At 73.4% G+C, this 26,358-nt stretch carries 28 protein-coding genes; 5 read left to right on the top strand and 23 right to left on the bottom strand.

Annotated elements, in window-relative coordinates:
• Nucleotides 1–2: 2 nt before the first annotated feature.
• The 13 genes from OG906_RS21630 to OG906_RS21570 form a co-directional block, all read right to left on the bottom strand.
• A complete protein-coding gene (locus OG906_RS21630) occupies nt 3–629 on the bottom strand; it encodes a class F sortase (protein WP_329445027.1) in 627 nt (208 codons plus the stop codon).
• Nucleotides 630–678: 49 nt separating this feature from the next.
• A complete protein-coding gene (locus OG906_RS21625; protein WP_329445025.1) occupies nt 679–1,332 on the bottom strand; it encodes a hypothetical protein in 654 nt (217 codons plus the stop codon).
• Nucleotides 1,333–1,468: 136 nt separating this feature from the next.
• Entirely contained in the window at nt 1,469–2,248 is a 780-nt protein-coding gene (locus OG906_RS21620; protein WP_329445023.1) for an HAD-IIA family hydrolase, read from the bottom strand.
• A 133-nt stretch (nt 2,249–2,381) separates the two neighbouring features.
• Nucleotides 2,382–3,902 carry an alkaline phosphatase family protein gene (locus tag OG906_RS21615; RefSeq protein ID WP_329445022.1) on the bottom strand — a complete coding sequence of 507 codons (1,521 nt, stop codon included), beginning with the start codon at nt 3,900–3,902 and terminating at the stop codon, nt 2,382–2,384.
• A gap of 136 nt (nt 3,903–4,038) precedes the next feature.
• Complete coding sequence (locus OG906_RS21610; RefSeq protein ID WP_329445021.1) at nt 4,039–5,124, bottom strand: 2-aminoethylphosphonate ABC transporter substrate-binding protein; 1,086 nt, start codon at nt 5,122–5,124, stop codon at nt 4,039–4,041.
• Nucleotides 5,125–5,216: 92 nt separating this feature from the next.
• Entirely contained in the window at nt 5,217–6,014 is a 798-nt protein-coding gene (locus OG906_RS21605) for an ABC transporter permease (RefSeq protein ID WP_329445019.1), read from the bottom strand.
• Nucleotides 6,001–6,948, bottom strand: a complete 948-nt coding sequence (locus OG906_RS21600) for a 2-aminoethylphosphonate ABC transporter permease subunit (RefSeq protein ID WP_329445017.1) — start codon at nt 6,946–6,948, stop codon at nt 6,001–6,003. The genes OG906_RS21605 and OG906_RS21600 overlap by 14 nt, the downstream gene beginning before the upstream one ends.
• A complete protein-coding gene (locus tag OG906_RS21595) occupies nt 6,941–7,990 on the bottom strand; it encodes an ABC transporter ATP-binding protein (RefSeq protein WP_329445015.1) in 1,050 nt (349 codons plus the stop codon). Before OG906_RS21595 ends, OG906_RS21600 begins: the two co-directional genes overlap by 8 nt.
• On the bottom strand, nt 7,987–8,760 hold the full coding sequence (locus OG906_RS21590; protein ID WP_329445014.1) for a phosphonatase-like hydrolase: 774 nt from the start codon (nt 8,758–8,760) through the stop codon (nt 7,987–7,989). Before OG906_RS21590 ends, OG906_RS21595 begins: the two co-directional genes overlap by 4 nt.
• Before the next feature lie 5 nt (nt 8,761–8,765).
• Complete coding sequence (locus tag OG906_RS21585; RefSeq protein ID WP_329445013.1) at nt 8,766–9,887, bottom strand: TIGR03364 family FAD-dependent oxidoreductase; 1,122 nt, start codon at nt 9,885–9,887, stop codon at nt 8,766–8,768.
• Nucleotides 9,888–10,035: 148 nt separating this feature from the next.
• Nucleotides 10,036–10,806 (bottom strand): GntR family transcriptional regulator, encoded by a 771-nt coding sequence (locus tag OG906_RS21580; RefSeq protein ID WP_267801627.1) that lies wholly within the window; start codon nt 10,804–10,806, stop codon nt 10,036–10,038.
• Nucleotides 10,807–10,815: 9 nt separating this feature from the next.
• Nucleotides 10,816–11,643 (bottom strand): hypothetical protein, encoded by an 828-nt coding sequence (locus OG906_RS21575; RefSeq protein WP_329445010.1) that lies wholly within the window; start codon nt 11,641–11,643, stop codon nt 10,816–10,818.
• 155 nt (nt 11,644–11,798) lie between these two features.
• Nucleotides 11,799–12,971, bottom strand: coding sequence for an ROK family transcriptional regulator (locus tag OG906_RS21570; RefSeq protein ID WP_329445008.1), 1,173 nt, complete (start codon nt 12,969–12,971; stop codon nt 11,799–11,801).
• Between the two features lie 49 nt (nt 12,972–13,020).
• Here OG906_RS21570 and OG906_RS21565 point away from each other — a divergent pair, with 49 nt between their 5' ends.
• Nucleotides 13,021–14,118, top strand: coding sequence for a Gfo/Idh/MocA family protein (locus OG906_RS21565; RefSeq protein WP_329445007.1), 1,098 nt, complete (start codon nt 13,021–13,023; stop codon nt 14,116–14,118).
• A 94-nt stretch (nt 14,119–14,212) separates the two neighbouring features.
• On the opposite strand, the gene OG906_RS21560 is transcribed toward OG906_RS21565, so the two are convergent.
• The 4 genes from OG906_RS21560 to OG906_RS21545 form a co-directional block, all read right to left on the bottom strand.
• Nucleotides 14,213–15,070 carry a fumarylacetoacetate hydrolase family protein gene (locus OG906_RS21560; protein WP_329445005.1) on the bottom strand — a complete coding sequence of 286 codons (858 nt, stop codon included), beginning with the start codon at nt 15,068–15,070 and terminating at the stop codon, nt 14,213–14,215.
• A 121-nt stretch (nt 15,071–15,191) separates the two neighbouring features.
• Complete coding sequence (locus tag OG906_RS21555; RefSeq protein WP_329445003.1) at nt 15,192–15,968, bottom strand: YidC/Oxa1 family membrane protein insertase; 777 nt, start codon at nt 15,966–15,968, stop codon at nt 15,192–15,194.
• A gap of 110 nt (nt 15,969–16,078) precedes the next feature.
• Nucleotides 16,079–16,345 carry a DUF6412 domain-containing protein gene (locus OG906_RS21550; RefSeq protein WP_053684295.1) on the bottom strand — a complete coding sequence of 89 codons (267 nt, stop codon included), beginning with the start codon at nt 16,343–16,345 and terminating at the stop codon, nt 16,079–16,081.
• A gap of 306 nt (nt 16,346–16,651) precedes the next feature.
• The gene (locus OG906_RS21545; RefSeq protein ID WP_329445001.1) at nt 16,652–17,500 is read right to left on the bottom strand and encodes a class E sortase; all 849 of its coding nucleotides are present in this window, start codon (nt 17,498–17,500) and stop codon (nt 16,652–16,654) included.
• 56 nt (nt 17,501–17,556) lie between these two features.
• Here OG906_RS21545 and OG906_RS21540 point away from each other — a divergent pair, with 56 nt between their 5' ends.
• On the top strand, nt 17,557–18,552 hold the full coding sequence (locus tag OG906_RS21540; RefSeq protein WP_267801635.1) for an SEC-C metal-binding domain-containing protein: 996 nt from the start codon (nt 17,557–17,559) through the stop codon (nt 18,550–18,552).
• A gap of 64 nt (nt 18,553–18,616) precedes the next feature.
• Nucleotides 18,617–19,939: a DNA cytosine methyltransferase gene (locus OG906_RS21535; protein WP_329444999.1), complete on the top strand. Its 1,323-nt coding sequence runs from the start codon at nt 18,617–18,619 to the stop codon at nt 19,937–19,939.
• A gap of 7 nt (nt 19,940–19,946) precedes the next feature.
• Here OG906_RS21535 and OG906_RS21530 read toward each other — a convergent pair whose 3' ends face one another.
• From OG906_RS21530 to OG906_RS21520, 3 genes are read right to left on the bottom strand one after another with little or no spacing between them, the layout of a single operon-like run.
• Nucleotides 19,947–20,528 (bottom strand): very short patch repair endonuclease, encoded by a 582-nt coding sequence (locus OG906_RS21530; RefSeq protein ID WP_329444997.1) that lies wholly within the window; start codon nt 20,526–20,528, stop codon nt 19,947–19,949.
• A 4-nt stretch (nt 20,529–20,532) separates the two neighbouring features.
• Complete coding sequence (locus tag OG906_RS21525) at nt 20,533–21,633, bottom strand: hypothetical protein (protein WP_329444995.1); 1,101 nt, start codon at nt 21,631–21,633, stop codon at nt 20,533–20,535.
• A gap of 51 nt (nt 21,634–21,684) precedes the next feature.
• On the bottom strand, nt 21,685–22,221 hold the full coding sequence (locus OG906_RS21520) for a GNAT family N-acetyltransferase (RefSeq protein ID WP_267801639.1): 537 nt from the start codon (nt 22,219–22,221) through the stop codon (nt 21,685–21,687).
• 220 nt (nt 22,222–22,441) lie between these two features.
• Here OG906_RS21520 and OG906_RS21515 point away from each other — a divergent pair, with 220 nt between their 5' ends.
• The gene (locus tag OG906_RS21515; RefSeq protein ID WP_267801640.1) at nt 22,442–22,618 is read left to right on the top strand and encodes a hypothetical protein; all 177 of its coding nucleotides are present in this window, start codon (nt 22,442–22,444) and stop codon (nt 22,616–22,618) included.
• 103 nt (nt 22,619–22,721) lie between these two features.
• Complete coding sequence (locus OG906_RS21510; RefSeq protein WP_329444991.1) at nt 22,722–23,021, top strand: hypothetical protein; 300 nt, start codon at nt 22,722–22,724, stop codon at nt 23,019–23,021.
• Nucleotides 23,022–23,134: 113 nt separating this feature from the next.
• Here OG906_RS21510 and OG906_RS21505 read toward each other — a convergent pair whose 3' ends face one another.
• From OG906_RS21505 to OG906_RS21495, 3 genes are all read right to left on the bottom strand, one after another.
• On the bottom strand, nt 23,135–24,508 hold the full coding sequence (locus OG906_RS21505) for a DUF445 domain-containing protein (protein WP_329444989.1): 1,374 nt from the start codon (nt 24,506–24,508) through the stop codon (nt 23,135–23,137).
• Nucleotides 24,509–24,628: 120 nt separating this feature from the next.
• Complete coding sequence (locus OG906_RS21500) at nt 24,629–25,303, bottom strand: DUF1707 SHOCT-like domain-containing protein (protein WP_329444987.1); 675 nt, start codon at nt 25,301–25,303, stop codon at nt 24,629–24,631.
• A 76-nt stretch (nt 25,304–25,379) separates the two neighbouring features.
• Nucleotides 25,380–26,351, bottom strand: a complete 972-nt coding sequence (locus OG906_RS21495; protein WP_329444985.1) for an ABC transporter ATP-binding protein — start codon at nt 26,349–26,351, stop codon at nt 25,380–25,382.
• Nucleotides 26,352–26,358: the final 7 nt, after the last annotated feature.

The raw sequence follows: 26,358 nt of genomic DNA, 5'->3' as shown, positions 1-26,358 counted from the left end.
GTCTACACGGCCGTTCCGGGCCGGGCGCCGACGCCCGTCAGGTAGGCGGAAACCACCACATTGGCCGTGTACTGCTTGGCGGCCTTGTCGTACGTGCCCCCGCACGTCACCAGGCGCAGTTCCGCCCGCCCCTTGATCCGCGGGCCGTACGCCTTGGCCGGGTCGAAGCCGGCGCGCTCGTAGACCTTCACGTCCTCGATCGTGAACTCCGCGACCGAGCCGTCCGCCCGGTGGACCCGGACCTTGCCGCCCGGCTCGGCGGTGCTCAGCCCGAAGAACACCGCGGGCTTGGACTTCGTGTCCACGTGGCCGACCATCAACGCCGGCCCGGCCGCGCCCGGCAGGGTGCCGCCGCTCCACCAGCCCACCGTGCCCGGACTCTCGTACGGCGGCGGCTCGATCGCACCCTGCGCGTCGAGCCTGCGGAAGATCACCGGCGCCTGGATCCCCATGGCGGGCACGTCGACCCGCGCGGGCAGGGCCCCGGCCAGCGGGGCGTGCGCCGCCGGCAGCCCCGGGACCACCACCCCGCCCGCCTGACCGGCGGGCGGGGGCGGGACCCCGGTGATCTCGCGACCCCACAGCCACAAGCCGCACACCAGCACCGACCACGCGGCGACGGTCAGCACGCGGGATCCGCCGGAGCTCCTCGGCTCCCCGGTCACCGGAGGCGGACCGTCACTCGCCGCTGCGGCGACGGCGCAGGGTCAGGGCCCGACCGGCGACGGCCAGCGTCGCGGCGGCGGCCAGGACGGCGCCGATCACCGTGTGCGGCAGGCCCGGACCGTCGGCGTCGTGGCTCTTCTTCGCGGTCACGGTCGCCTGCGCGCCCTCCGCGGCCCGGGCCCGTTCCCGTTCCTTGGCGATCTTCGTGGACGCGGCCAGCTCGGCGGCCATGCCGCCGCCGCCCGCGTGGACGGGCCAGACCGGCGAGTGGTGCGGGTTCGGGCGGTCACGATGGATCTGGATGGAGCCGCGCACCTCCCGGCCCTCGCACTTGACCCGGATCTCGTGCCATCCGGGCTCGGCGTGGTGGGCGATGGTCGCGTCGCCCCACAGGACCTTGCGGTCGTCGCGCCCCGGGGACAGCCTGGCCTCCCAGGCGAACACGGACGACGTGGCGGAGGCCCAGTCGCAGGCGCAGCCGCGGACCTCCAACTTGACCCGGTCCCCCGGTTCGGCGGGATTCGGCCGGACCGAGACGCTGCCGCGGTCCCGATCCCTGTCCCGGTCCCAGTCCTCGGCGACGACGGTGGGCGCGGCCACGGCGGTGAGGGCCGTCAGGGCGACGGCCACCCCGGTGGCACGGAAAGCGATCAGAGCACTGCGCATGGTGAACCTCCTCGAACAGGAGCCTCACGTGCGGCGCGCCGCTCCGCATCCGGAGCGGCGCGCGCTTGGCCCGTACGTGTCAGCCGTACGCCCCATGGGTGTCAGCCGTACGCGTTGAAACGTCGGTGATCCGGTGTCAGACGAGATCGACCAGGTCGGCGATCGAGTCGACCGTCTTCGTCGGGCGGTACGGGAACTTCTCGGTGTCCTCGATCGAGGTGAGACCGGTCAGCACGAGGAAGGTCTGCATGCCCGCCTCCAGCCCGGCCAGGACGTCGGTGTCCATCCGGTCGCCGATCATCGCGCTGCTCTCGGAGTGCGCGCCGATGGCGTTCAGGCCGGTCCGCATCATCAGCGGGTTGGGCTTGCCGGCGAAGTACGGCTGCTTGCCGGTCGCCTTGGTGATCAGCGCGGCGACCGCGCCGGTGGCGGGCAGCGGGCCCTCGGTGGACGGGCCGGTCTCGTCGGGGTTGGTGCAGATGAAGCGGGCGCCGGCGTTGATCAGCCGGACGGCCTTGGTCATCGCCTCGAAGCTGTACGTGCGGGTCTCGCCCAGCACCACGTAGTCCGGCTCGTGGTCCGTGAGGATGTAGCCGATGTCGTGCAGGGCGGTGGTCAGACCGGCCTCGCCGATGACGTACGCCGTGCCGCCCGGGCGCTGGTCGTCGAGGAACTTGGCGGTGGCGAGCGCGGAGGTCCAGATGTTCTCGACGGGCACCTGGAGGCCCATGCGGTTGAGGCGGGCCTGGAGGTCGCGGGGGGTGTAGATGGAGTTGTTGGTCAGCACCAGGAAGGGCTTGCCGGACTCGCGCAGCCGCTTGATGAAGGCATCCGCGCCGGGGATCGGGGTGCCCTCGTGGATGAGGACCCCGTCCATGTCGGTGAGCCAGGATTCGATCGGCTTGCGCTCTGCCACGGGACTGTTCTCCGCTCTGCGGGGCCTCTGACCTCGGGGGGCCCTGGTCTGTACCACCCTATCCGGCGCGGGCCGCGGACGCGGAGGCCGTCCACGGCCCGGACATCGGCCCCCTCGGGCCTTTCGTGGCGGCTCAGCCGAGGGTGACGTCGTCCACGGTCCAGAACCAGTTGTTGGCGCCGCTGTAGCGGAAGCGGACCTGGACGTCGGTGGCTCCGGCGGGCACCGGCAGGCTCAGGTTCTCGGTCTTGGCCATGGCGTCGGCCGTGTGCGTCTTGACCACGGTCGGGGCGCCGCCGTTGTACGAGACCAGGACCTGGGCGGTCTGCCCGGCCTCGTGGCGGTAGTGGGTCCGGTAGGTCAGGGTCCTCGTGGAGCCGCCGGTGACCGGCCACTTGGGGGTGACCAGGGTGGAGTCGAAGGTGCCGGTGTGGCTCTTGTCGTCCCACTCGTCGGAGTCGGCCACGGCGAACACGTCGCGGGAGCGGACGTTCAGCTCGCGCCACTGGTCGCGCTGCGACTGGCTCCAGAACTCGTCGGTGGCGAAGGCCCAGCCGGCCCACTCGGTGACCCCGCCCGCGCCCATCTTCGCGTTGTCCACGGCCCAGCCGGCCGGCGGGGTGTGCGTGAAGCCCTTCACGCCGGCCGGGATGCCCGTCTCGTCCACGCGGGCCTGGAGGTTGGGGCGCAGGGTGTCGAAGGGGTCGTTGTCGGGGGCGTTCAGCGGAACCCCGTCGAGGGCGGGAGCGCTGACGCCGACCTGGGCGAGCGCGGTCGCGGCGACGTCGACGAGCCGTACGTCGTTGCGTACCGAACCGGCCGGGATCCCGGCGCCCTTGGCGATGACGAAGGTGCCGCGCTCCGCGATCGTGGAGCCGCCGTGGCCGCCGCCGTCGGTGTGACCGTGGTCGGTGGTGACCAGGATCTTCCAGTTCTCCCGGTCGCGGGTGGGGCGGCTCTCCACGGCGGTGAGGAGCTTGCCGACGAGGACGTCGACGCGGGCGATCGCGTTCAGGTACTCCTGGCTCGCCGCGCCGGAGGTGTGGCCCGCGTGGTCGACCTCGCCGAGGTAGACGAAGGCGGCGTCCGGGTTCTGGTCGCGCAGTTCGGCGGCGGCCGCGGCGGCGATCTTGGGGTCCTCGCTGCCGTAGCCGTCGCGGTCGCCCTTGAGGGAGAGCCGCTTGTCGACCTTCGAGGAGAAGATCGGGCCGTTCTGGTCGGTGGAGGTGATGGGCTCCCAGTCGGCGGCCGCGTAGGTGTTGAGGGCCGGCTTGGCGTTCTCGACGCGGGTCAGGAAGTCCGGGTGGGCCGTGTAGTTCTTGCCGGTGAAGGAGTTGTCCTTCACGCCGTGCTTGTCGGGCCAGACGCCGGTGGCGATGCTGGACCAGCCGGGGCCGGAGGAGGTGGCGGCCATCGGGTTGGCGTAGAGGGTGCTCTTCGCGGTCAGACCCTGGGCCATCAGGCCGTTGAGGTGGGGCGCGTCGGCGACCTTGACGCGGTCGAGGACCACGCCGTCGAGGCCGATGACGAGCACCTTGTCGGTGGTCGCGGTTTCGGCGGCGCCGGCGGGGTGCGCACCGAGGGCGGTGGCCAGCAGGGTGGCGGCGGTGGCGGCGACCGTCAGGACGCGGCGCGGCGGCAGGGCAGGGGGCACGTTCTCCTCCGGGAGGGATCGTGGGGACGGCGCGGGCGGGCGTGCGACGGGTCCGGACCGAAGGTGCGGGTGATTCGGTCCAGACCCGTTATCTCAACGTCACTCTCCAGGCCTCAGGTGGCCAGGGAGTAACCGGTCAGCTTCCGGTTGCCGACTTCCACGCGTCCACGTGGGCCGTGAGGTTCTTGTCGATGTCCGCCCAGTCGGGTTCGAAGATCTCGACTCCCGTCATCAGTCGGGTGAGTTGGACGGCGTTGGCGTCGGTCGGCTTGACGTCGGTGCGCGCCGGGAAGCCGCCGCCGACCTCGCTGACCAGCTTCTGGGCCTCCTCGCCGAGCAGGAAGTCGAGGAGCTTGCGGCCGTTCTCGGTGTGCGGGGCCTTGTCGACCAGGCCGGCCGCGTACGGCAGGGAGAAGGTGGTGGGCTTGCCGCCCTCCTTGGCGGGGAACCAGATCCCGAGGTTCGGCATGGACTTGGCCTGCGCGAAGTTCATCTGCACGTCGCCGTTGGCGACGAGCAGCTCCCCCTTGTCGGTCTTCGGGGCGAGCTTGCTGGTGGAGGAGGAGGGGCCGACGTTGTTGGACTGGAGCTTCTTCAGGTACTCCATCGCCGGTTCCTTGCCGCCGAAGTCGTGCATCGCCTTGACGAGCACGGCGGTGCCGTCGCCCGCGACACCCGGGGTGGAGTACTGGAGCCGACCCTTGTACTTGGCGTCCAGCAGCTCTTCCCAGGTCTTGGGCGCCTGGGGCAACTCCTTCTTGTTGTAGACGAATCCGAGGTAGTTGTTGACGATCGAGGTCCACTTGCCGTCGGTGGCCTTGTCGCCGCCGTTGACCTTCTCGGACCCGCGGGGCGCGTAGGCCTGGAGGAGGCCCTTGCCGTCGGCCTGTTGGATGAAGGGCGGCAGGGTGACCAGGACGTCGGCCTGGGTGTTGGTCTTCTCGCGGACGGCGCGCTGCACCATCTCGCCCGAGCCGCCCTCGACGTACTTGACCTCGATGCCGGTCTCCTTGGTGAACGCGGCGAAGACCTTGTCGTACCAGCCGTCGCCCTTCTCGCCCTTGAGGCCGTCGGCGCTGTAGACGGTGACGACCTTCTCGTCGACCTTGGAGTCGGCGGAGCCCGCGCCGCAGGCGGTGAGGCCGGCGACGAGGGCGAGGCTGCCGGTGACGGCGGCGGGGGTCCGGAGGGGGATGCGACGACTGTTGCGCTTGCCGGGCATGGGGCTTCCTTACGGGAAAGGGAGTCGGCAGGGGTGGGGCGGTGCGGGGGTGTGGCGGTGCGGGGGGTGTGGCGCGGGCGTGACCGGGTGGGTCAGCGGTAGGACGCCTTGGTGCGGATGCGGGAGACGGCCAGGAGCACCAGCAGGGTGGTGGCCATGAGGACCACCGCGACGGCCGATCCGCCGAAGAGCGAACCCCGGTCGGTGGCGGTGAAGACGCGGACCGGCAGGGGCATCCAGTCCGGCGGGTAGAGCATCATCGTGGCGCTCAACTCGCCCATGGACAGGGCGAAGCAGAGTCCCGCGGCGGCGGTCAGGGAGGGCAGCAGCAGGGGGATCCTGATCCGCCACAGCACCCGGGCGGGGCGTGCCCCCAGGGAGGCCGCCGCCTGTTCGTAGGCGGGGTCGAGGCGCACGATCGCGGCGGAGACCGACTGGTGGGCGAACGCCGTGATGAGGACGGTGTGTGCCAGGACGACGATGGTGCTCGTCCCGTTGAGGAGGAGGGGCGGCCGGCTGAAGGCGACGAGGACGGCGAGGCCCACCACCACCGACGGTACGGCGACCGGCAGCATGAACAGGGCGTCCAGGACGCGCTTCCCGCGCTTCTTCAACCCGGCGCCGGCCAGCGCCGCCCAACTGCCGACGGTGAGGGCGAGCAGGCTCGCGACGAGGGCGGTGACCAGGGACGTGGTGAGGGCCTGGAGGGATTCGCCCCGGACGGCGGAGGCGTAGTTCGCGGTGGTCGGGCCGGAGGGGAAGGCGCCGGACCAGTGGGTGGCGAAGGAGGCGGCCACCACGACGAGCAGGGGCAGCGCGAAGAGGGGGAGGAAGAGGACCCCGAAGAGGCCCCAGGCGGCCCAGCGGCCGGTCCTGCTATGCACCAGCACGCTTGCCCACCACCCGGTAGAGGCCGAACAGGCCGACGGAGATCGCGATGTTGACGACGGCGACGACGCAGGCGGCGGCGTAGTCGGATTCCAGGATCGCCTTGCCGTAGACGAGCATCGGGAGCGTGGTGACGTCCTTGGCTCCGGTGAACAGGACGATCCCGAACTCGTTGAGGCACATGACGAGGACCAGGCTGCCGCCGGCGGCGAGGGCCGGCAGCGCCTCGGGGAGGATCACGCGCCGGACGATCCGGGCGGGCCCGGCGCCGAGCGAGGAGGCCACTTCCAGCTGGGCGGTGTCCAGTTGGGAGAAGGCGGCGAGCAGGGGGCGCATGACGAACGGGGTGAAGTAGGTGATCTCCGCGAGGAGGACCCCCCAGGGCGTGGCCAGGAAGTGGAAGGGTCCGTCCGCGACGCCGAGGACGTCGGTCCAGATCCCGTTGGCCATGCCGACCGTGCCGTAGATGAAGAGGAGGGCGAGGGTGACGAGGAAGGAGGGGAAGGAGAGGAAGACGTCGATGAACCGGGAGACGGCCTTGGCCCCGGGGAAGGGCACGAAGGCGATGACGAGGGCCAGCGCGAAGCCGAGGACGAGACATCCGACGGTGGCGCCGACGGCCAGCCAGACCGTGGTGCCGAGGGCCTCGCGGAAGGCGGTGGAGGCGAAGACGGCGGAGTACGCGTCGAAGGCGCCGCCGCCGTTCTCGGGGGTGAGGGACTGCCGGACGACCAGGGCGAGCGGGTAGAGGAAGACCAGCGCGAGGACGACCACCGGGGGCAGGCTCCACACCCAGCGCGGGACGCCGCGTGCGGCGGGCGCGGATCCGGGGGCGGGGTGCGGGCCCGGGGCGGGTGCGCGGTGCGGCCGGCGGGGGACGGGGGCGCGGCCGGCGACGGCGGGCGCGGCCGAACGCGGGTCCGCGACCTCAGCCATCCGACACCCCCGCCGACAGCAGCACCGCGTCCCGGGGCTCGAAGTGCAGGGTCACCCGGTCGCCCAGCGCCGGGGTCTCGCGCAGTTCGGGCAGGTCCGCCTTGACCCGGTGGCCCGCGATGTCCACGTACAGCCGGTGCGTCGAGCCGCGCCACTGGACCTCGGTGATGGTGCCGTTCAGGGCGTTGGGCCCGGTGCCGAGGCGGAGCAGGTGGGGGCGTACGCACAGGGTGGCGCCGGCGCCGGGCGCGGCCCGGCCCCGGTCCAGTTCCAGGGCGTGCCCCTCGAAGACCGCACCGGTGTCGGCGACGGTCACCGGGAGGAGGTTGGCGTTGCCGACGAAGGAGGCCGTGAACTCGGTGCGGGGCGAGCGGTACAACTGCCTGGGGGTGCCGCAGTCCTGGAGCCGGGCCTTGTCCATGACGGCGATCCGGTCGGCCAGGGTCAGGGCCTCGATCTGGTCGTGCGTGACGTACAGGATCGACACGTCGGGGAGTTCGCGGTGCAGTCGGGCCAGTTCGGCGAGCATCCCGGAGCGCAGTTGGGCGTCCAGCGCGGACAGCGGCTCGTCGAGGAGGAGCACGCCGGGGCGGATGGCGAGCGCGCGGGCGATGGCCACGCGCTGCTGCTGCCCGCCGGAGAGTTCGCGGGGGTGGCGCTTGGCGTAGGCGGCCATCCCGGTCATCTCCAGGGCCTCCGCGACGCGGCCGGGTATCTCGGCCCTGGGCGTCTTGCGCGCCTTGAGTCCGAACGCGACGTTGTCCTCGACGCGCAGGTGCGGGAAGAGCGCGTACTGCTGGACGACCATGCCGATGCCGCGTTTGTGGGGCGGGAGGGCGGTGACGTCCCGGTCCCCGATCGACACCCGGCCCGCGAAGGGCCGTACGAAGCCGGCGACCGCCCGCAGCGCCGTGGTCTTGCCCGATCCCGACGGACCGAGCAGGGCCATGACCTCGCCCTGCTCGACCGTCAGGTCCAGGGAGTCCAGCACGGTGTTGCCGTCGTAGGCGACCGAGACGGACTCGAAGCGGATCCCGCTCACGTGCCGGACTCCGGGGCCAACAGCGCGGGGAGTTCGGCGATGGAGCCGAGGACGTGGGTCGCGCCGTGCTCGTCGAGGGCCCGGCGGTCGTGGGCGCCGGTGAGGACGCCCGCCACGATCCCGGCGCCGGCGCGGCGGCCGCCGAGCATGTCGTACGCCGTGTCGCCGGCGACGACCGTCTCGCGTACGTCGGCCACCGCGCCGGTGCGCAGGAACGCGGCCAGCACCATGTCCGGGTAGGGCCGGCCGCGACCGCCCGCGTCGGCGGGGCACAGGGTGAGGTCGGCGAGGTCGTGCCAGCCGAGGGCGTCCAGGATGGCGTCCTGGGTGACGCGGGCGAAGCCGGTGGTCAGGACGACGGTGCGGCCGTCGCCGCGCAGCTTCTCGATGGTCTCGCGGGCGCCGGGGATCGGGCTGACGAGGCCCCCGTCGACGAGTTCCGCGTACGCCTCCTCGAAGGTCGCGTTGGCCTGTCGGGCGAGGTCCTCGTCGCCGAAGAGCCGGCGGAAGACGGAGATCTTCGACTCGCCCATGGTGTCGCGGACGTACTGGAGCTTCGCGGCGTGGTCGGCGCTGCCGGGCTCGACGCCGAGGTGCTCGGCGGCGCGCCCGAAGGCCTGCTCGACGAGGCCGCCGTCGGCGACGGTGGTGCCGGCCATGTCGAGGACGATCAGCCCGCCGGGGGTGATCGTCCGGTCGGGGGTGGCCGTGTTGCCCGTGGCGCTCGGCCTGCTCGTGGCGCTCGGCTTGCTCGTGGATTCGGTGTTCATGGTGGTTACCAGCCCAGTTCGTTCGCGGTGGTCTCGGCTATGGCGGGCGAGCAGGTCATGCCGCGCCCGCCCGGTCCGGTCACCAGCCAGACGCCGTCGCTCACCTGCTTGCGGTGGACGACGCGGGTGGTGTCGGTGCACTGCGCGTACACGCCCGCCCAGCGGTGCCTGATCTTCGGCAGCGGGCGGCCCAGGAGCGATTCGACGACCCCGGTGAGGTGCTCGTAGGGGTCTTCGAGGGTGTCGAACGCGAAGGGGTGCTCGTACTCGTGGGTGTCGCCGATGGTCAGTCCGCCGTCCCGGCGCTGCACCATCAGGAGCTGCATCCGGTGCTCGGCGGCGATGGGCGCCTGCGCCTGCTCGGCGTTGAGGGCGTCCAGGGCGTCGCTGCGGTAGGCGGGGTAGTAGCGGAAGCTGTCCGCGTCGGCGACCGACGTGGTCAGCGGCTCGCCGAGCGGGGCGGTCTGCATCATCTGCAGCCGGACCCGGCGCACGGGGAGGTCCGGTTCCAGCTCGCGGACCAGGCCGCTCAGCCAGGCTCCGGTGGCGAGGATCACCGCGTCGCCGCGGTGGACGTCGCCGTGGTCGTCGCGGACGGCGCCGGGGCCGACGACCTCGCGGACCTCGCGCCCGGGGAGGAAGGTGTACCGGCCCGTGGCGCGCAGGGCCTCCCGCAGGTGCGGCTGAGCGGTGCGCGGTTCGACGGCCGCGTCCCGTTCGCACCACAGGGCGGCGTCGAACTCGCCGCGCAGCGCCGGGTTGATCTTCCGGGCCGCGGCGGCGGTGACCAGCTCGTAGCCGCGGGCGGCGGCGTCGGGCCGGGCCGCGGCCGCCTCCGCCACGGCGTACTCGCGGGCGCCCCGTACGGGGGTGAGGGAGCCGATGGCGCGGAAGCCCAGGCCGGGCACCTCCGCGCCGATGCGCTCCCAGAGCTCGCGGGCCCGCAGGGCGGTGTCGAGCTCCTCCCCGCCGGCCCGTCCGCTGACCCAGATCTGGCCGAAATTGCGCAGGGACGCGCCCCGGGCCTCGGCCTCCCGCTCGATCTGGACGACCTCGTGGCCGCGTTCGACTGCTTGCCAGGCGTGCATGGTGCCGACCACGCCGCCTCCGACGACTATGACTCTCACGCCGTCCACGGTGGGCGTGGACCGTGTCCCGCGAAGGGCCGGCCGGTGGCGCGACGGTGAACAGCCCCCGACACTTGGACTAGACCCGTTACCATTCTGTGATGACATTTTGCCCCTTTGAGGAGGGTTGTTGGTGGATGGTGCTCCGCTATTCGGGCCGCAGCCTCGTCGTGAAGCTGAACCGGTCACCACGGTAGAGCGAACGCACACGCTCCAGGGGGGCGCCCCCCTGATCGCGCGAGAACCGGTGGATGAGCAGCATCGGAAGGGCGGGCGGAGTGCCGATCAGCAGGGCTTCGCGCGGTGTCGCGAGCACCGTCTCCAGCTTTTCGTCGGCGTCGCCGAACGCGATGCCGAGGCTGTCGTTGAGGTAGCCGTAGAAGGAGGAGTCCGGCTTGAAATCGCTGTCCAACCGGGGTGCCCGGGCGACCCGGATGTACGTGCTCTCCAGGCCCACCCGCTCGTCGTCCGCGAGGAGCACGCGCTCCAGGTGCCAGATCGGCTCGCCGGCCTCGGCGCCGATGCCGCGGCCGAGTTCGGCCGGGCAGGGGAACTGCTCCAGGCCGATCAGGGTGCGGCCGGGGCGGCGGCCCTGACGGCGCACGCCCTCGGTGTAGCTCGCGAGCGAGAGCGGCTGTTCCAGCTTCGGTCCGGCGACGACGGTGCCGCGTCCCGAGCGGCGCAGGCGCCCCTCCAGCAGCAGCTCGCGCAGGGCTTGGCGCACCGTCTCCCGCGACACCTCGTACCGCTCGGCGAGATCACGTTCGGTGGGCAGTGTCCCGCCCTCCCCCAGCTCCTCGACGAGCACGGAGATGCGGGCCTTGACCGCGTAGTACTTGGGGATGCGACCGTGCTCGGGGATCCCCGAGCGCACGGGCAGGCCGGGGCGGTGCGGCTGGTACCGGGTGCGTTCTTCCACCCTGGGACTCTACGTGGGCCAGGTGTACGGCGATCGGCGCGCGGCCCGCGCGCGCAGCCGGCGGGCCCCGAGCAGGAGGCCGCCGCCGGTGGCGAGGGCGACCGCGGAACCGGTGGCGTACGCCCACTCCCCCGGGCCGGTGTGCGCGAGGGCGCCTCCCTCGGCGGAGTCCTCGTCCCCCTCGACGAAGAACCGGTACCCGCCGGCCTCGCCGACCCAGTCCCCGTCGTCGGCCTTGCGCTGGACGAGGGCCGCGTCGGCGACCACCTCGCCGAGCGGGGCGTCGGGCGCGAAGGCCAGCTGCACCTTGACGGTGAGGGAGCCCCCGGCGCCGACGGAGAACCCGGAGAAGGCGTCCCCGCCGTCGAAGACGGCGATGATCTCGTCGCGGTCGGTGTGTTCCAGGGTGACGGGGTGGGGGCCGCCGGGGGCGTCGAACTCCATCCGGAGATCGGCGGGGCGCAGGGCCCGCGCCTTGTCGGTGAAGACGATCACGGGGTGGATGGCGGTGCACCGGTCGCCGGTGGTGTTGGTCAGGTCCAGGTACCAGGACTGCGCGCCGCCGCCGGTCCGGTAGACGGCCGGACCGCCGCGGATCCGGGCCCCGATGGGGAAGGCGGTGCTCTTTCCGTCCCCGCAGGTGGCCTCCACCCGGGAGGGCAGCGCGGGCGCGGGGCGCGCTCCGCCTCCGGTGCCGACGTCGGCGGCGGCGCCGGGTGCGAGGGCGACGAGGAGGGCGACCCCGAGGCAGGTCGAGAGCACGGCGGGGCGTACGGCCGGGATGACGGACGGGAGCAGGGCGGGAGACACGGCGCGGAGGGCAAGGGCTTTGCGCATTCGCATGGAAGACCTTCGCAGCTCGCCGGACGGGGACGATGATCGGACCAGGCGACAATCACCCCGGCCCTGCTCGCACCTTTCCACGCGCGCGAGACCCCGAGCCGACTGCCGCGCCCGGTCCGTCCCGGTTTACCCCCGATCAGCCCACGAGGTCAACCCTCGCCCCGGCGACCCCGGCCGAGCATCGCGCCGCCACTCTCGACGGCACTCCCCGACGGCGCCCACCGACCCAGGCCCCGCCCGAAGAACACCCCCAGCACCAGCTCCGCCGCGCCCTCCGCGACACCGCCCGCCGCCACCGCGACGACCGGCGCGGGGAGCGCCTTCCGCCCGGCCAGCGCGGCCCGCACCCCCGCCAGGAACACCTCCGGCGCGGCCTCCACCACCCGCCCGCCCAGCAGGACCCGCTCCACGTCCAGCAGCGCCACCACGTTCGCGGCGCCCTCGCCCAGGATCCGCGCCGCCTCGACGAGGTCGCCCCGGTCCACCGCGCCCAGGCAGAGCGCCTCCACGCACCCGCGGCCCCCGCACCGGCAGCGCGGCCCGTCCAGTTCCAGCACCTGGTGGCCGAACTCGCCGGCCGCCGAGCGCGCCCCCCGGTACACCTCGCCGGCCAGCCGCAGTCCCGCGCCCAGACCGGTCCCGACGTGCAGGTACACGGCGCCGCCCGGGTCGGCGCCGGCCACCGCCACCCCGGCGTTGGTGTCCTTGTCCACGACCACCGGCAGGTCCGGCCCCAGCCGCTGCGCCAGGGCCGACCGCAGCGCGAACCCCTCCCATGCGGGGAACCCCGTCACCGGGCCGAACACCCCGGTGCGCCAGTCGAGCGGACCCGGGGCGGCGACCCCCACGCCGAGCAGCGGCGGCGCCCCCGCGTCACCGGAGAGGCGACCGATCACGCGCGCCGTCTCCGCCACCGCCGCCCCGGGCCCGGCCCCGAAGTCGACGGGGCCGCGGAAGCGCTCGACGACGCCGCCCGCGAGGTCGACCCGTACGGCGCGCAGCTCGTCGCGGTCCAGGTGCACCCCGATGGCGTGCCGGGCCTCGGGGACCAGCCGCAGCAGGGTGCGCGGCTTGCCGCCGGTCGACGCGCCGCGCCCGGCCTCCGCGACCAGGCCGTCCGCGACCAGCCGCACCGTGATCTTGCTGACGGCCTGGGGGGTGAGGCCGGTGCGGGCGGCGAGTTCGGTGCGTCCGAGTCCGGCCGGTCCGGTCCCGCGCAACAGGTCCAGCAGCAGCGCCTCGTTGTGGCCGCGCAATGCCGGCAGGTTGGCGCCGCCCCGGCTTCCCTCGTTGCCCTCATTGGGCTGATTGCCCCGGTTCACCCTGCCGACTCTCCTTGCACTTAGGCAACACTGTTGCCAAAGTATGCCCATGAACGCCACCTCCCCGCTCCGCGTCGGCCTCATCGGCTACGGACTCGCCGGTTCCGTTTTCCATGCTCCGCTGGTGTCCGCCACCGAGGGACTCGCCCTCGACACGGTCGTCACCTCCGACCCGGACCGTCAGGCCCAGGCCCGCGAGGCCCACCCGGGCATCCGGATCGCGGAGTCCCCCGACGCGCTCTGGTCCGACGGCGACGGCGTCCCGCCCGTCGACCTGGTCGTGATCGCCGCCCCCAACAAGACGCACGTCCCGCTCGCCACGGCCGCCCTCACCGCCGGCGTGCCGGTGGTCGTGGACAAGCCGCTCGCCGCGACCGCGGCCGAGGCCCGCGAACTCGCCGCCCTCTCCGACAGGACCGGCACCTTCCTGTCCGTCTTCCAGAACCGCCGCTGGGACAACGACTTCCTCACCGTGCGCCGGCTCATCGCGGACGGGGAACTCGGCGAGGTCCAGCGCTTCGAGTCCCGGTTCGAGCGGTGGCGCCCGCAGCTCAAGGGCGGCTGGCGGGAGTCCGGCAGGCCCGAGGAGCTCGGCGGCCTGCTGTACGACCTCGGCAGCCACGTGGTCGACCAGGCGCTGGTGCTGTTCGGTCCGGCCGTGCGCGTCTACGCGGAGGCCGACGTGCGCCGCCCGGGCGCGGAGGCGGACGACGACACGTTCATCGCGATCACCCACGCGGGCGGGGTCCGCTCCCACCTGTACGTCAGCGCCACCACCGCGCAGTATGGGCCCCGGTTCCGGGTCCTCGGCTCCCGCGCCGGCTACGTGAAGTACGGCCTCGACCCGCAGGAGGCCGCGCTGCGCGAGGGCCTGCGGCCGAGCACGGCCGAGGGCGTGCTGTGGGGCGAGGAGGAACCGCACCTGTGGGGCCGGCTGGGCTCCGGCGAGTCCCCGCTGACCGGCAGCGGCATCCCGGTGCCGACCGAGCACGGCGACTACCCGGCCTACTACGCGGCGGTCGAGGCGGCCCTGCGCACGGGCGGCCCCGCCCCCGTCACCGCCCGGGAGGCGGCCGACTGCCTGGCCGTCCTGGAGGCGGCCCGCCGGTCGTCGGACGAGGGCGTGACGGTGTCCCTGGAACAGTGACGGGCCGGTGTCGGCGAAGGGGCGGGCCGCCCGACCGGCGACCCGCCCCTCCCCGTGCCCCCGACCGGTCGGCCGGGCCCTTCCGAAGAGCGGCCTACGCGCCCTTGAACTCCTGGCGCTGCCGGCCGAGGCCCTCGATCTCCAGCTCCACGACGTCGCCCGCCCGCAGGTACGGCTTCGGTTCCGGCTGCCCCATGGCCACGCCGGCCGGCGTGCCGGTGACGATGACGTCGCCCGGGTACAGCGTCATGAAGCGGCTCAGGTACCGCACGACCTCGCCGACCGGGAAGATCTGGTCGGCCGTGTTGCCGTCCTGCCGCAGGACGCCGTTGACCCACAGCCGCACGTCCAACCGCTGCGGGTCGGCGACCTCGTCGGCCGTCACCAGCCAGGGGCCGAGCGGGGTGAAGGTCTCGCAGTTCTTGCCCTTGTCCCAGGTGCCGCCGCGCTCGATCTGGAACTCGCGCTCGGAGACGTCGTTCACCAGCGTGTACCCGGCGACGTGGGCCAGGCCCTCCTCGGCGGAGTCCAGGTAGCGGGCGGTGGCGCCGATGACGACGCCGAGTTCCGCCTCCCAGTCGGTCTTCACGCTGCCGCGCGGGATCAGCACCGTGTCGTCCGGGCCGACCACGGTGTCCGCGGCCTTGAGGAACAGGATCGGCTCGGCCGGGGGTTCCGCGCCGACCTCGGTCGCGTGGGCGAAGTAGTTCAGGCCGATGCCCACGATCTTGCCGATGCGGCCGATCGGCGACCCGACGCGCAGCCCTTCGGCGTCGAGCACCGGCAGTTCCCCGGACGCCGCCGCTGCCCGTACCCGCGACAGCACGGAGTCGTCGGCGAGCAGGGCGCCGTCCACATCCGTGATCAGGCCGGACAGGTCCCGCAGGGTTCCGTCCTGGTCGAGCAGCGCGGGGCGCTCCGACCCGACCGGTCCGACACGCAGCAGCTTCATGGGCATTCTCCCGTGGTCGTGGGTGGTCGGCCCATGGGCGTGCACGGGCCGGCCGATGGGTTGCGGCCATCGGAGGATTGGTCGATCCTCCAAGATGGATGACCGATCCGCAAGACCCTGTTCACAGACTGGAAGGCTGCGCTCCGTCGCCCTGCCGCTCCTCGCGGTGCTGGAGCCAGGCGCGTTCGGCGACGGTCCACGCGGTGGTGGTCAGCAGGTACAGCCCGGCGGCCAGCGGCACCACGGCGGCGGTGATCAGCGTCCCGAAGGACAGCAGGGGCAGTACGCCGCCCAGCTTGCGCATCATCGCCTGCTGCTCGGCCGTGACCTGCGGGAGTGCGTTCGCGGCGGCCGCCGCACTCCCCCGGGCACCGGACTTCGCCGCGGCACCCTTCGTCGCGGCACCCTTCGCGGCGACCCGCTTCGCCGCGGCCCCCTTGGCCGCGCCGACGGGCAGGGCGACCGGGACCGGCGGCGCGGCCGCGGCGGCGCGCCGTCCGCGCACCGCGCTCCAGGCGGCCACCGCCGCGATCGCCGCGAACAGCCCGAGGAACACCAGCCCCGGCGCCCCGAACACACCGCCCTCGCCGAGGGCGTCGGTCCACCGGTCCCCGAGCGGCGCGGCGAACAGCCGGTGGCCCAGCAGTTCGTTGGCCGCCCCGCTCACCTTCGCCGAGGAGAAGGCCTGGTACATCACGAAGAACACCGGCAGTTGCAGCAGCATCGGCAGGCACCCGGCCATCGGGGTCGCGCCCCGGAAGGCGGCCCGACTGAGCGGGTGCAGGGCGAGCCGTACGAGCACGGTGAACAGCACGATCGCGGCGGCGGTCGCGGACTCGGCCAGTACCGGCTCCAGAAGCCGGCCCAGCTGGGCAACAAGGTGAGTGAAAACGGACACGCGGGCCCTCCGAAGGGTCTCGTCGAACGTCGAAAGAGGTGCATTTCGGCGTGACGACCCGCGAGGGGCACAGCAGTGATCAGTGGTGGGACAAGGCGATCTGCGCGCCCCTACGCGGCCGTCGGGACGAGGCGGCCGGGTGCCCTGGGCCGCGACCGGCCGGAGGCGTCGGGATCGCGCTGCGGCAGGAACGCCGTCCGGTGCTCGCGATCGCGGATGGCGGTGCGTATGCGGTGGGGCGGCACGGGCCGCACGAGGCTGGCGGCCAGGGCCGCGGCGCCCACGGCGACGGCGGCGGCGAGTGCGACCACCGCGGCGGCCAGGCCGTTCTCCCCGAGCAGGAGCCCGAGGAACCCGCCGAGCAGCAGCAGGGTCATCACCAGCTGCGATCCCCGGGAGAACACCACGGAAGACAGGAGGGCGGAGAGGCGCGCGCCGAAGCGACCGGTGGAACGACCGACGGGTCGTCCGGTCATGGGACCGCCTCCTCTCACGAACTCGCGTACGAGACCTGCTGCTCGCCCCGATGATAACCGCCCGCACCGACAACGGTCCCGGCCGCCGACCACCGGATCTCCACCGGCACCGGAGCGGCCCCGAAGGCACCGGAGCGAGTACCGGCACCGGCACCGGCACCGGAGCGAGAACCGGCACCGACCCCGGGGGGCGCGCCGCTCGTCCGCTCAGCGCCTCAGGGTCCCCCACACCACCAGCCGGTACCGGGACGTGTACTCGGGCGTGCAGGTCGTCAACGTGATGTAGGCGCCCGGCTCGGTGTAGCCCTGATCGGGTCGGACCACGCTGCGGGGCACGGGCGCGATCACCCCGGTGTCCCGCTCGGTGGTCTGCGCGAGGGCCTTCCCCACGACGTACGTGTACCGCTCGCCCCGCACGTCGACGATCAGCTCGTCCCCGGCGCGCAGCCGGTTGATGTACCGGAAGGGTTCCCCATGGGTGTTGCGGTGCCCGGCCAGCGCGAAGTTCCCCCGCGCGCCGGGCGCGGCCGTACCGGGGTAGTGCCCGGCGTACCCCTTGTCCAGGACGGCCCGCTTGTCGATCCCCTGCGCCACAGGCACCACGACGCCCAGGCGCGGGATGCGCAGGATCGCGTACGAACCCTCGCGCGCCGGCGGCTCGACTCCGCGGCCGGCCGCGGCGGACCCGCCGGAACCGGTGCCCGGACCGGTGCCCGGACTCCCTTCCACGCCCGACCCGGGCTCGTCCCGCGACTGCGGCGCGGATTCCGGGACGCCCTCGGGGGCCGGCGTCGCCCCCTCGCCCGGGGGCGGGTCGGGGGCGGGGGCGACGCCGGCCGGCTTCTCGGCCCAGGACCGCTCCAGGGCGTGGACCTCGTCCCGCGCGGCGGCCAGGGCCTGCCGGTTCGTCCACCACACCTGGTGCACCACCAGCAACAACACCACCACGCCGGCCGTGACGATCAGCTCGGCGGCCGCCCACAGCGCCCCCGCGAGACCGGCCCGGCGCGCCCGCCGGCCGCTCCCCTGCACCACCACAGGTATGTGATCCCGCACGGGCGGCACCCTAAGTCCTCCCCCGTCAACTGACCATGGCCAGTACGGTGTGAACCATGCGCCCCGACACGCCTGCCGAGCACATCGCCGAAGCCGAGCGCCTCATCCGCACGGCGACCCGCTACCCCGAGGACCAGGAGCCCTTGCTCCTCCAGGCCGCGGCCCACCTCGAACTGGCCGACGCACGCGACCGGGCGAGCACGCTCTACGACCAACTCCTCGCCGGCGAACCGGCCAACCCGCACCTCGTGAAGGCCCTCCAGGCCGCGAACCTGTGGGAGTACGGTCACGAGGCCGAGGCTCGCGCCCTCATCCAGGGCATCCGTGCCGCCGCTCCGGTCGATCCGGCCCCCTGGGAGGTCATCGCCGAAGCCCTGGAGGCCCACGACGAGTTGACCGCCTCGGAGGAGTGCTTCACCGAAGCCGCGAACCTCCTCATTCCGGACAGCACCCCCCTGACCCGGGCCACCACCGCCCTCATCACCGGCCGGCACCGGGTCCGCCGTCTCCTCGGGCTTCCGCACGACGACTGGGACATGGTCGCCGACACCCGCCACATCGGGCCGATCCCGCTGGACGAGCTCCACGACCCCAAGCGCATCTGGGCCCTGGGCTCCGACGACCCGGCGGAGCTCCGCGCCGAGATCGCCCGCCTGCGCGCCGAGCTGGGCGACCGGCGGGCCGCCCTGTCCCGCCCCTTCCCGGTGGCCATCCTGCACTGGCCGCAGCGGGAACTGGCCGAGCTCCTCACCAGCTACCCGACCCTCTCCGCCGAGTACCCCTCGCACGAGGCCCACCTGCGGGACGTCGAGACCTCCCTGCGCGCCCTGGCCGCCTCGGGAACCACCAATCTCGGGATCGTCACCGCGAGCGTGCCCGCGTTCGAGGCCTTCGCGGCCTCGGAGAAGACCTCCCCGGCCTCCCCGAGCCTGCTCGTGGAGTTCGCGACCACCCTCGCCGCCCGCGGCAAGGCCACCCCGTGGCCCCCGTCGCCGGCGGACTCCTGCTGGTGCGCCTCGGGCAAGCCGTACGCGGAGTGCCACGGCGAATAGGCCCCCGGGCGGGGCTCGCCCGACGGGCCTTCGAGGCGATGCCCCGCGACTACACTTGCCCCCCATGACCAGAAAGCAGCCCCAGCCGTCCCGGCCTGGCCAGATCCGGGTCATGGACCTCTTCGCCGGGGCGGGCGGCTTTTCTGCTGGTTTCTCCCATTACACCCCTCGTTCGGGCGTGAACCCCTTCACCTCGGTGGCGGCCGTCGAGTTCGACCCCGCGGCCGCGTCCACGTACGCGGCCAACTTCGGCGGGGCGCACGTCTACCCGGGCGACATCGCGGGCTTCGACCCCACCCCGTTCAAGGGCGAGGTCGACGTGATCATGGGGGGGCCGCCCTGCCAGGGCTTCTCCGGACTGGGCAAGCAGAACCCGGACGACCCCCGCAACGAGTTGTGGCAGGAGTACGTCCGGGTCGTGGCCCGGGTCCACCCCAAGGTCTTCGTGATCGAGAACGTCGACCGGTTCCTGAAGTCCCCGCAGTTCGAGGACCTGCGGACGGCCTCGCAGACCCCGGGCCACCCGCTCTACGACTACACCGTGATGCCCGCGCTGTTGAACGCAGCCGACTACGGGGTGCCCCAGGCCCGCCGGCGCGTGATCGTCATCTGCACGCGCAAGGACCTCGGAGAGGTGCTCACGCACCCCGAACCGACGCACGCGAAGCACGGCCACACGGGCGAGGTCGACACCGACGCGGCCGACACGCCCCCCGGTCCCGGCTCCGGCTCGAAGCGTCAGGCGCCCCTGTTCGACACCCGGCCCACGCTGCCGCGCTGGGAGCCGGTCTCCACGGTCTTCGAGCGGTCGGCGAAGCGGCCCCTCCTCGACCGGATGCCGGATCCGCGCGGCGGCGAGCCCGCCCTCGTGGACGGCGTACAGGGCCACCACCTCACCACGGACCTGCACTTCGGCCGCAGCCCGGAAGACCTCTCGCGCGCGAGGTACAAGGCGATCCCCGAGAACGGCAACCGCAAGGACCTCCGGGGCGTGCACTACCGCGTCGACCGGTCGGGGAACATCCGCCTGTCCACCGAGGGGCCGGACTACAAGCGCCTCAAGGGGCCAGAGTTCTACCTCTCCACGGAGAGCTGGGACAACCACAACTCGGGTTCCGGGGACGTGATGGGACGCCTGCGGGCGCACACCCCGTCGGTCACCATCCGCACCGAGTTCTACAAGCCCGAGAAGGGCCGGTACCTCCACCCCACCGCGGACCGGCCCATCACCCACTACGAGGCCGCCCTCATCCAGGGCTTCCCCGAGGACTTCAAGTGGTACGGGACGAAGATCCAGATCGCCCGTCAGATCGGCAACGCCGTGCCCGTCGGCCTCGGCACGGCGCTGGCCGGGGCCATCCACACCTTCCTCGCCCGCCACATGTGACCTGAGGTCACCCGGCCGGCGACCCGCCGTCCTCGGCAGGGACCCCTCCGGCGGCGGCAGGAGCGTCACCGGCGGCGGAAGATCCCTCACCGGCAGCGGTCCGGGCATCGCAGACGGCCGTACGGGCGACCGCGGCGCGGGCGGCGGTACGAGCGGCGGAGCGGGCGGCGCGTTCCGCCCTCCGGCGCGCCACCACCTCGGCGACCCGGACCGCCGACTCGGCCGGCGGCTCGTGTTCCCACACCCGGACGGCCAGCCAGCCCGCCTCCGCGAGCCGCGCGTCGGTGTCCCGGTCCCGGGCCCGGTTGCCCTCGATCTTCGCCCGCCAGAACTCCGCGTTGCGCCGGGGCCAGGTCGCGTGCTCCGGGCAGCCGTGCCAGAAGCAGCCGTCGACGAAGACCGCGACCCGTGCCGGACCGAAGACGATGTCGGCCTCCCTGCGCACCCCCTTCACGGGGCGGCCGTGGACGCGGAACCGCAGCCCCGAGGCGTGCAGGGTCTTCCGCAGGGCCACCTCGATCTTGGTGTCCTTGCTCTTCTGCCGGCTCATGCGAGCGCGGACGTCGGGAGTGCTCTCCAGGGCTTCCACCCCTTCATTGTGGTGCCACGGGCAGCTCCAACTGGACGTGGCCCCGGGCCACGACCGTCGGTCGCGTCGGGCAGGGTCCGCCGCCGAGCGCGAGCAGGACGCGCAGGGCCGCCAGGACCTCCGCCGGGGTGTCGCGCACCATCGACGGGGTCGCGCTGACCACCAGGACGCCGTGGGCCTCCAGGCGCAGTCGGCGCCGGAGGGTGGCGTGCCAGGCGTCGCGGGTGAAGTGGTACTCGACCGAGTCGATCTCCAGGGCCACGCCCTCGTCGGGCCAGTAGGCGTCCGGGGAGGCCAGGAAGGCACCTTCGGGGGTGTGGAGGCGGGCGTTCCACAGGGGGGTGGGGAGGTCGGCGGCGGCCAGGGCCTCGCGGGCCCGTGCCTCGGCGACCGAGCGGACGCCCACCAGGAGTTCCGACGCGGCCGCCCGGACGGCCGGGCGGGCCAGCAGGCGGGCGGAGCGGAGTTCGGCGTGCAGGTCCTGCGGGTGGCACCAGCCGGCCTGGACGACCTGGGCCAGGACGGAGCGGATGAGGTCGGGGTCCGTGGCGCGGGCCGCGAAGTCGGCGGCGGCGCGCACCGGGCGGGTGCCGGGAACGCCGTGCACGGCGATGGTGCGCGGCCACCGGGTGGTGGCGAGCGGCCGTACCCCGCCGGTGGCGGCGACCCGGCGCGGGGCGCGGATCAGGACGTCGGCGGGGGTGTCCGGGGCGTCGCGGACACCGAGCAGGGCGAGGGCGGCGCCGCCGGTGAGGGCGGCCGTGTCTCCCGTGAGTGGGTCGGCGGTGGGCTCGGCGGCGTACATCACGGCGGCGAGGGCGCGTTGCCGTCGGTCCGGGGGGCCGGTCTGGAGCAGGTGGACGCGGGGCAGCAGCCGCTGCCAGGGGCCGCCCGGCCGGCTCCGGGAGGTGATCGTCCCGGCGGGGACGCCGGCGGCGAGGAGCTGCCGGCGGGTGGCCAGGTCGTACCGGTACCGGGTGGGCCGGGACGCGCCGGCGCCATCGGTCGCGCGGCTCGGCGGGGTCGCGCGGCTCGAACGGCTCGGCGGGGTCGCGCGGCTCGAACGGCTCGGTGGGGTCGGGTGGATCCGCTTCGTGGTGGTCATGGCGCGGACCTGCCCGGTGGCGGTGCGGCCTACCCCCGGGCCGGGCCGGGATCAGCGATTCGGGTGGTCCGGGGCCAGGAAGACGACGACGCCGGTCTCGGTGCCGGGGAGCGCGGTGACCTCGTGCCAGCCCAGGCGCCGGTACGTCGCCACGGTGTCGTGGGCGAGCCGGGAGGTCAGCAGCCAGGCGCGCCGGTCGGGGGCGTCGGCGGTGATCTCGGTGAGCAGGTCGCGGCCGGTGCCGCGACCGCGCGCGTGGGGGCGTACGGCGAGTTCGTCTATCTCCAGCGCGCCGGTGAGGAGTTCCTTGACCCGGGCCGGTCCGAGCTGCGCGGCGACCTGGGCGTACGCGCGGTTCTTGGGGAAGGTGTTCGGGGTGAGCCAGCCGGTGGCGAAGCCGTCGATGCCGGTCGCGGACTGGGCGAGGGCGGTACGGAAACCACGGCGCCGGGCGTCGGCCGGGAGACGGGCCGCGAACAGGCGAATGGTTTCTTCATCCTCGTTCCACGGTGGGGCGGAGAAGACGTCGGCGTAGGCGTCGACCAGTTCGTCCGCGAGGTCGAGGACGGCCTGTCCGTAGCAGATCACGATGTCCGGGCTCCTGATGTCGAGGGTGGGGCGGTGGGGTGGCGGGTCCCCGCGGGCACGGGGGCCCGGGGGCCGTGGTGGGGAATCTCCCGTTTGTCTTGGGAGAGCGAATTTATGCGCTTCGGGTTGCCGGGACGGGCATCACGCGGATCAGGAGAGTGTGCGACAAATCCCCTCCCCGGTCTCCGTGTCGGGAAACCGGACGGCGCGTTGTCCAGCCGTGGACAGACTGATGCGAGCGGCCGGCGGATGCGCCCTGGCCTTCCTCCTCGTGCTCGGGTGCGTGGCGTTGCTGCCGCCTTCGGTGCAGGCCGCGGTACCGGACTCGGTGATCGGCGGGATCGCGATGGTGTGCGGGGCGCTGGGCGCCCGTCGGATGGCCAGGCGCTCGCGTTAGCCTCGTCGGACAACCGTACGCATGGTTCCCCGGTCTGCCGGACCGCCGGACTGCCGGACCGTGCGGGTCGACTACGTCAGAACGCGCAGAGGGAGTGGGACACATGGAGCGGGTACCGACCTCGTTGGTGGCGGCGGCCGGGCTGGTGGGCGGCTACGCCGTGGCCCGGTGGACCGGGAAGCGCCCCCTGGGCGGGGTCGTCCTCGGCGCCGCCGGGATCGCCGCCGGTCGTGGCTGGCACCGCCGGGTCGGCGCGCCCGCCGCGGCCGGACTCGGGGCGCTGTACGTGGCCGGCTTCGCGGGCTCCCACCCCCTCGCCAAGAAGGTCGGCGCCTGGCCGGCCGTCTTCGGCGCGGCGGGCGTGGTCGCGGCCGCCGCCTGGGTCGTGGCCGACCGGGACTGAGCCGCCCCCGCGGGGCCCCGCCGGGGCGCGGGGCCCTCGCCCCGGCCCCGGGTCCGGCCCGGGCTCCGGCCCCGGCTCGGGCTCGGGCCCCGGCAAGGTCCGCGAGGGACGGTCTACGCTCCGAAGGCCTTGGACGCCGAGTAGATGAGCAGCCCCGCCAACGCGCCCACGACCGTGCCGTTGATCCGGATGAACTGGAGGTCGCGGCCGATGTGCGCCTCGATCTTCCGCGAGGTGTGCTCCGCGTCCCATCCCGCCACCGTGTCGGTGATCAACGAGGTGACCTCCGTCCGGTAGGTGGTGACCACGTACACCAGCGCGCCCTCGATCCAGCCCTCCAGCTTGGCCTGGAGCCGGCCGTCCGTGGCCAGGCGTGCGCCCAGGGACATCAGCGAGGACCGCACCCGCAGGCGCAGTTCGCTCTGCTCGTCCTCGGCCGCCGAGAGGATCATCGACCGGATCGCGGTCCAGGCCGAGGCGATCACCTCCTGCACCTCGCCCCGGGACAGGACGTCGTTCTTGAGCCGCTCGACCCGTGCCCGGGTGTCGGTGTCCGATTGCAGGTCGACCGCGAAGTCCTTCAGGAACCGGTCCACGGCGCCCCGTGCCGGGTGCTCGGGCATGTCCCGCATCTCGGTGACGAAGCGCAGCAGTTCCTTGTACACGCGGTCGCCGATCTTGCGGTCGACGAACCGGGGGGTCCAGCCGGGGGCACCGCCCTGTACCGCGTCCATGACCGAGTCCCCGTGCAGTACGAGCCAGTCGTGCGCCTTGACGCAGATCAGGTCGACGCCGCGGTGGTGCCCGCCGTCCGCGACGACCCGCTCCAGCATCTTGCCGATGCCGGGCGCGATCTCGGCGCTCTCGGCCCGTCTGGTGATCGCCTCGCCGACGACGGCCTGGACGTCGGCGTCGCGCAGCACGGTCAGGGCCCCGCGCAGCGCGGTGGCCAACTCCGCCGTGACCCGGTCGGCGTGGGCGGGCTCCGCCAGCCAGGATCCGAGCCGGCCGCCGATCCCGAGCGCGCCGAGGCGGGCCCGCACCACTTCCGCGGAGAGGAAGTTCTCGCCGACGAACTCCCCGAGGGAGACGCCGAGCTGGTCCTTCTTCGTCGGGATGATCGCGGTGTGCGGGATGGGCAGGCCCAGCGGTCGCCGGAACAGCGCGGTGACCGCGAACCAGTCGGCGAGCGCGCCGACCATGCCCGCCTCGGCCGCCGCCGCCACGTACCCGGCCCAGGCGCCCGCGCCCCTGTGCTCCGCCCATGTGGCGAGCACGTAGACCACCGCCACCAGGATCAGCAGGCCGGTGGCGGTGGTCTTCATGCGGCGCACGCCGCGCCGGCGCTCCTCGTCCGCGGCGTTGAACACGAACCCGCCCCGGGCGGGTGGTGCGGCCGGGGCCGCGACCCCGGCCCGCGCCCTGTCGCGGTTGTCCACGTCTTCCACGTGCTCCTGCCTTCCCCCGGTGGCCGGTTTTGTCTGCATAGCATCCGACTCCCGGGAGGTCCGAGGAGTTCCCGGCGCGCCGTACCGATCCCCCCGAGGGAGGACCGTCGGCGATCCGGGTGAACGCCCCCGACCGGAGACAGGGACGGCCTGGGCCGTCTAGAGCTCCTTGCGGGGCCGCCCGCCGCGCGCCGGCTTGGGCGTCTTCGGCGGCTTGACCTTGACCTCGACGCCGCCCCAGAAGGCGAAGCCGTTCACGACCACCCGCGGAGCCCCCGGTTCCGCCCGCTCGGAGCTCGGGCGCTGATCGAAGGCGCCCATCACCCCGATGCCCCGAACGTCCACCTCCACGCCCGGCGGCACGATGATCTGGATCCCGCCCATGACGGCGACGCAGGTGATCACCACCTCGCGCTGGGCGAAGTTCGCCTCCCGCAGGTCCAGCTCGCCGCCGCCCCAGAACGCCACCGCGTTGAAGTGGGCGGGCACCGTCCAGTGCCCCTTGCGCTGGAACCCCGACATCACGGCGACGGCCGTGGCGGAGGTGCCCGCGCCGCCGATCCGCGCGGGCCACGCGACACTGGAGCCCGCGGGCGCGGGCTGCCCGGTCGCCAGGGGGGCCGCGGCTCCCGGCACGGCGGGAAGGTCGCGCGTCAGGGGTTCCAACTCGCCGTAGGTACGGGACGTGTACGCCGCCTCCAGCCTCTCCTCGAACTCCTCCATGTCCAGCCGGCCCTCGGCGACGGCGTCCCGCAGACGCTCCACCACCCGGTCCCGGTCGGCATCGGACGCCCTCAGCTCCGGCAACGGCCTCTCCGACCGATCGTCACTCATGTGGCCCAGCCTATGCAGTGATCCCGGCGAGTTGTATGGCCCGAGGGGCCCGCCCCACCCGGGCTTTACCCCGAGTTCACCCCCGTCCCGCGTACATCCGTGCGATCACGTCCTCGATGTCGGGCTCGCGCACCGACAGGTCCACCAGCGGGTACTGCGCCGCCACCGCCGCCACGAGCGGCGCCGCCGACGCCTGCGCGGGGAACGCCAGCCACTGCCGGGGCCCGTCCACCCGCACCACCCGCGCCCCGACCACCTCGATCGGCGGGACCTCCCGCTCCAGGTCCACCACCAGCGTCCGCTCGCCCGCCCCGCCGGCCACCGACGTGTGCAACCCGCCCAGCGGGCCGTCGTACATCAACCGCCCGTGGTCGATGACCATCACCCGTTCGCAGAGCTGCTCGATGTCCTGGAGGTCGTGCGTGGTCAGCAGGATGGTCGTGCCCAGCTCCTCGTTCAGCTGCCGCAGGAACCCGCGCACCTTGGCCTTGCTCACCACGTCGAGCCCGATCGTCGGCTCGTCCAGGTACAGCACGTCCGGATCGTGCAGCAGCGCCGCCGCGATGTCCCCGCGCATCCGCTGCCCCAACGACAGCTGGCGCACCGGTACGTCGAGCAGCTCGGCCAGGTCCAACCGGTCCACGCAGCGTTCCAGGTTCTCCTTGAACCGCGCCGCCGGGATCCGGTACATCCGCCGCATCAGCCCGTAGGAGTCCTTCAGCGGCAGGTCCCACCAGAGCGTGGTGCGCTGTCCGAACACCACGCCGATCCGGTGTGCGAGCCGCATCCGCTCCCGGGCCGGGTCGATGCCGGCCACGCGGAGCCGGCCGGCGCTCGGCGTGAGGATCCCCGTCAGCATCTTGATCGTGGTGGACTTCCCGGCGCCGTTCGGCCCGATGTAGCCGACCACCTCGCCCCGCGCGACCTCGAAGCTGATCCCGTCCACGGCCCTGACCTGGCGTTTCTCCCGGCGCATCAGGCTCACGCGGCGCCGTACGTCGAAGACCTTCTCGACCCCGTCCAGCGAGATCAACGTGTCTCTTGCCATCCCTGCC

Origin of the sequence: Streptomyces sp. NBC_01426, assembly GCF_036231985.1 — a bacterium.
In the GTDB taxonomy this organism is placed as follows: domain Bacteria; phylum Actinomycetota; class Actinomycetes; order Streptomycetales; family Streptomycetaceae; genus Streptomyces.
The sequence above is the reverse complement of the archived record's forward strand: the minus strand, read 5'-3'. Positions and strand labels throughout refer to the sequence as shown.

Excerpts from the sequence above, each read along its gene's own strand:
- OG906_RS21625 (WP_329445025.1), bottom strand. The coding sequence starts at position 1,332 with ATGCGCAGTGCTCTGATCGCTTTCCGTGCCACCGGGGTGGCCGTCGCC.
- OG906_RS21610 (WP_329445021.1), bottom strand. The coding sequence starts at position 5,124 with ATGCCCGGCAAGCGCAACAGTCGTCGCATCCCCCTCCGGACCCCCGCC.
- OG906_RS21600 (WP_329445017.1), bottom strand. The coding sequence starts at position 6,948 with ATGGCTGAGGTCGCGGACCCGCGTTCGGCCGCGCCCGCCGTCGCCGGC.
- OG906_RS21590 (WP_329445014.1), bottom strand. The coding sequence starts at position 8,760 with ATGAACACCGAATCCACGAGCAAGCCGAGCGCCACGAGCAGGCCGAGC.
- OG906_RS21575 (WP_329445010.1), bottom strand. The coding sequence starts at position 11,643 with ATGCGCAAAGCCCTTGCCCTCCGCGCCGTGTCTCCCGCCCTGCTCCCG.
- OG906_RS21565 (WP_329445007.1), top strand. The coding sequence starts at position 13,021 with ATGAACGCCACCTCCCCGCTCCGCGTCGGCCTCATCGGCTACGGACTC.
- OG906_RS21560 (WP_329445005.1), bottom strand. The coding sequence starts at position 15,070 with ATGAAGCTGCTGCGTGTCGGACCGGTCGGGTCGGAGCGCCCCGCGCTG.
- OG906_RS21550 (WP_053684295.1), bottom strand. The coding sequence starts at position 16,345 with ATGACCCTGCTGCTGCTCGGCGGGTTCCTCGGGCTCCTGCTCGGGGAG.
- OG906_RS21540 (WP_267801635.1), top strand. The coding sequence starts at position 17,557 with ATGCGCCCCGACACGCCTGCCGAGCACATCGCCGAAGCCGAGCGCCTC.
- OG906_RS21535 (WP_329444999.1), top strand. The coding sequence starts at position 18,617 with ATGACCAGAAAGCAGCCCCAGCCGTCCCGGCCTGGCCAGATCCGGGTC.
- OG906_RS21525 (WP_329444995.1), bottom strand. The coding sequence starts at position 21,633 with ATGACCACCACGAAGCGGATCCACCCGACCCCACCGAGCCGTTCGAGC.
- OG906_RS21510 (WP_329444991.1), top strand. The coding sequence starts at position 22,722 with ATGGAGCGGGTACCGACCTCGTTGGTGGCGGCGGCCGGGCTGGTGGGC.
- OG906_RS21505 (WP_329444989.1), bottom strand. The coding sequence starts at position 24,508 with ATGCAGACAAAACCGGCCACCGGGGGAAGGCAGGAGCACGTGGAAGAC.
- OG906_RS21500 (WP_329444987.1), bottom strand. The coding sequence starts at position 25,303 with ATGAGTGACGATCGGTCGGAGAGGCCGTTGCCGGAGCTGAGGGCGTCC.
- OG906_RS21495 (WP_329444985.1), bottom strand. The coding sequence starts at position 26,351 with ATGGCAAGAGACACGTTGATCTCGCTGGACGGGGTCGAGAAGGTCTTC.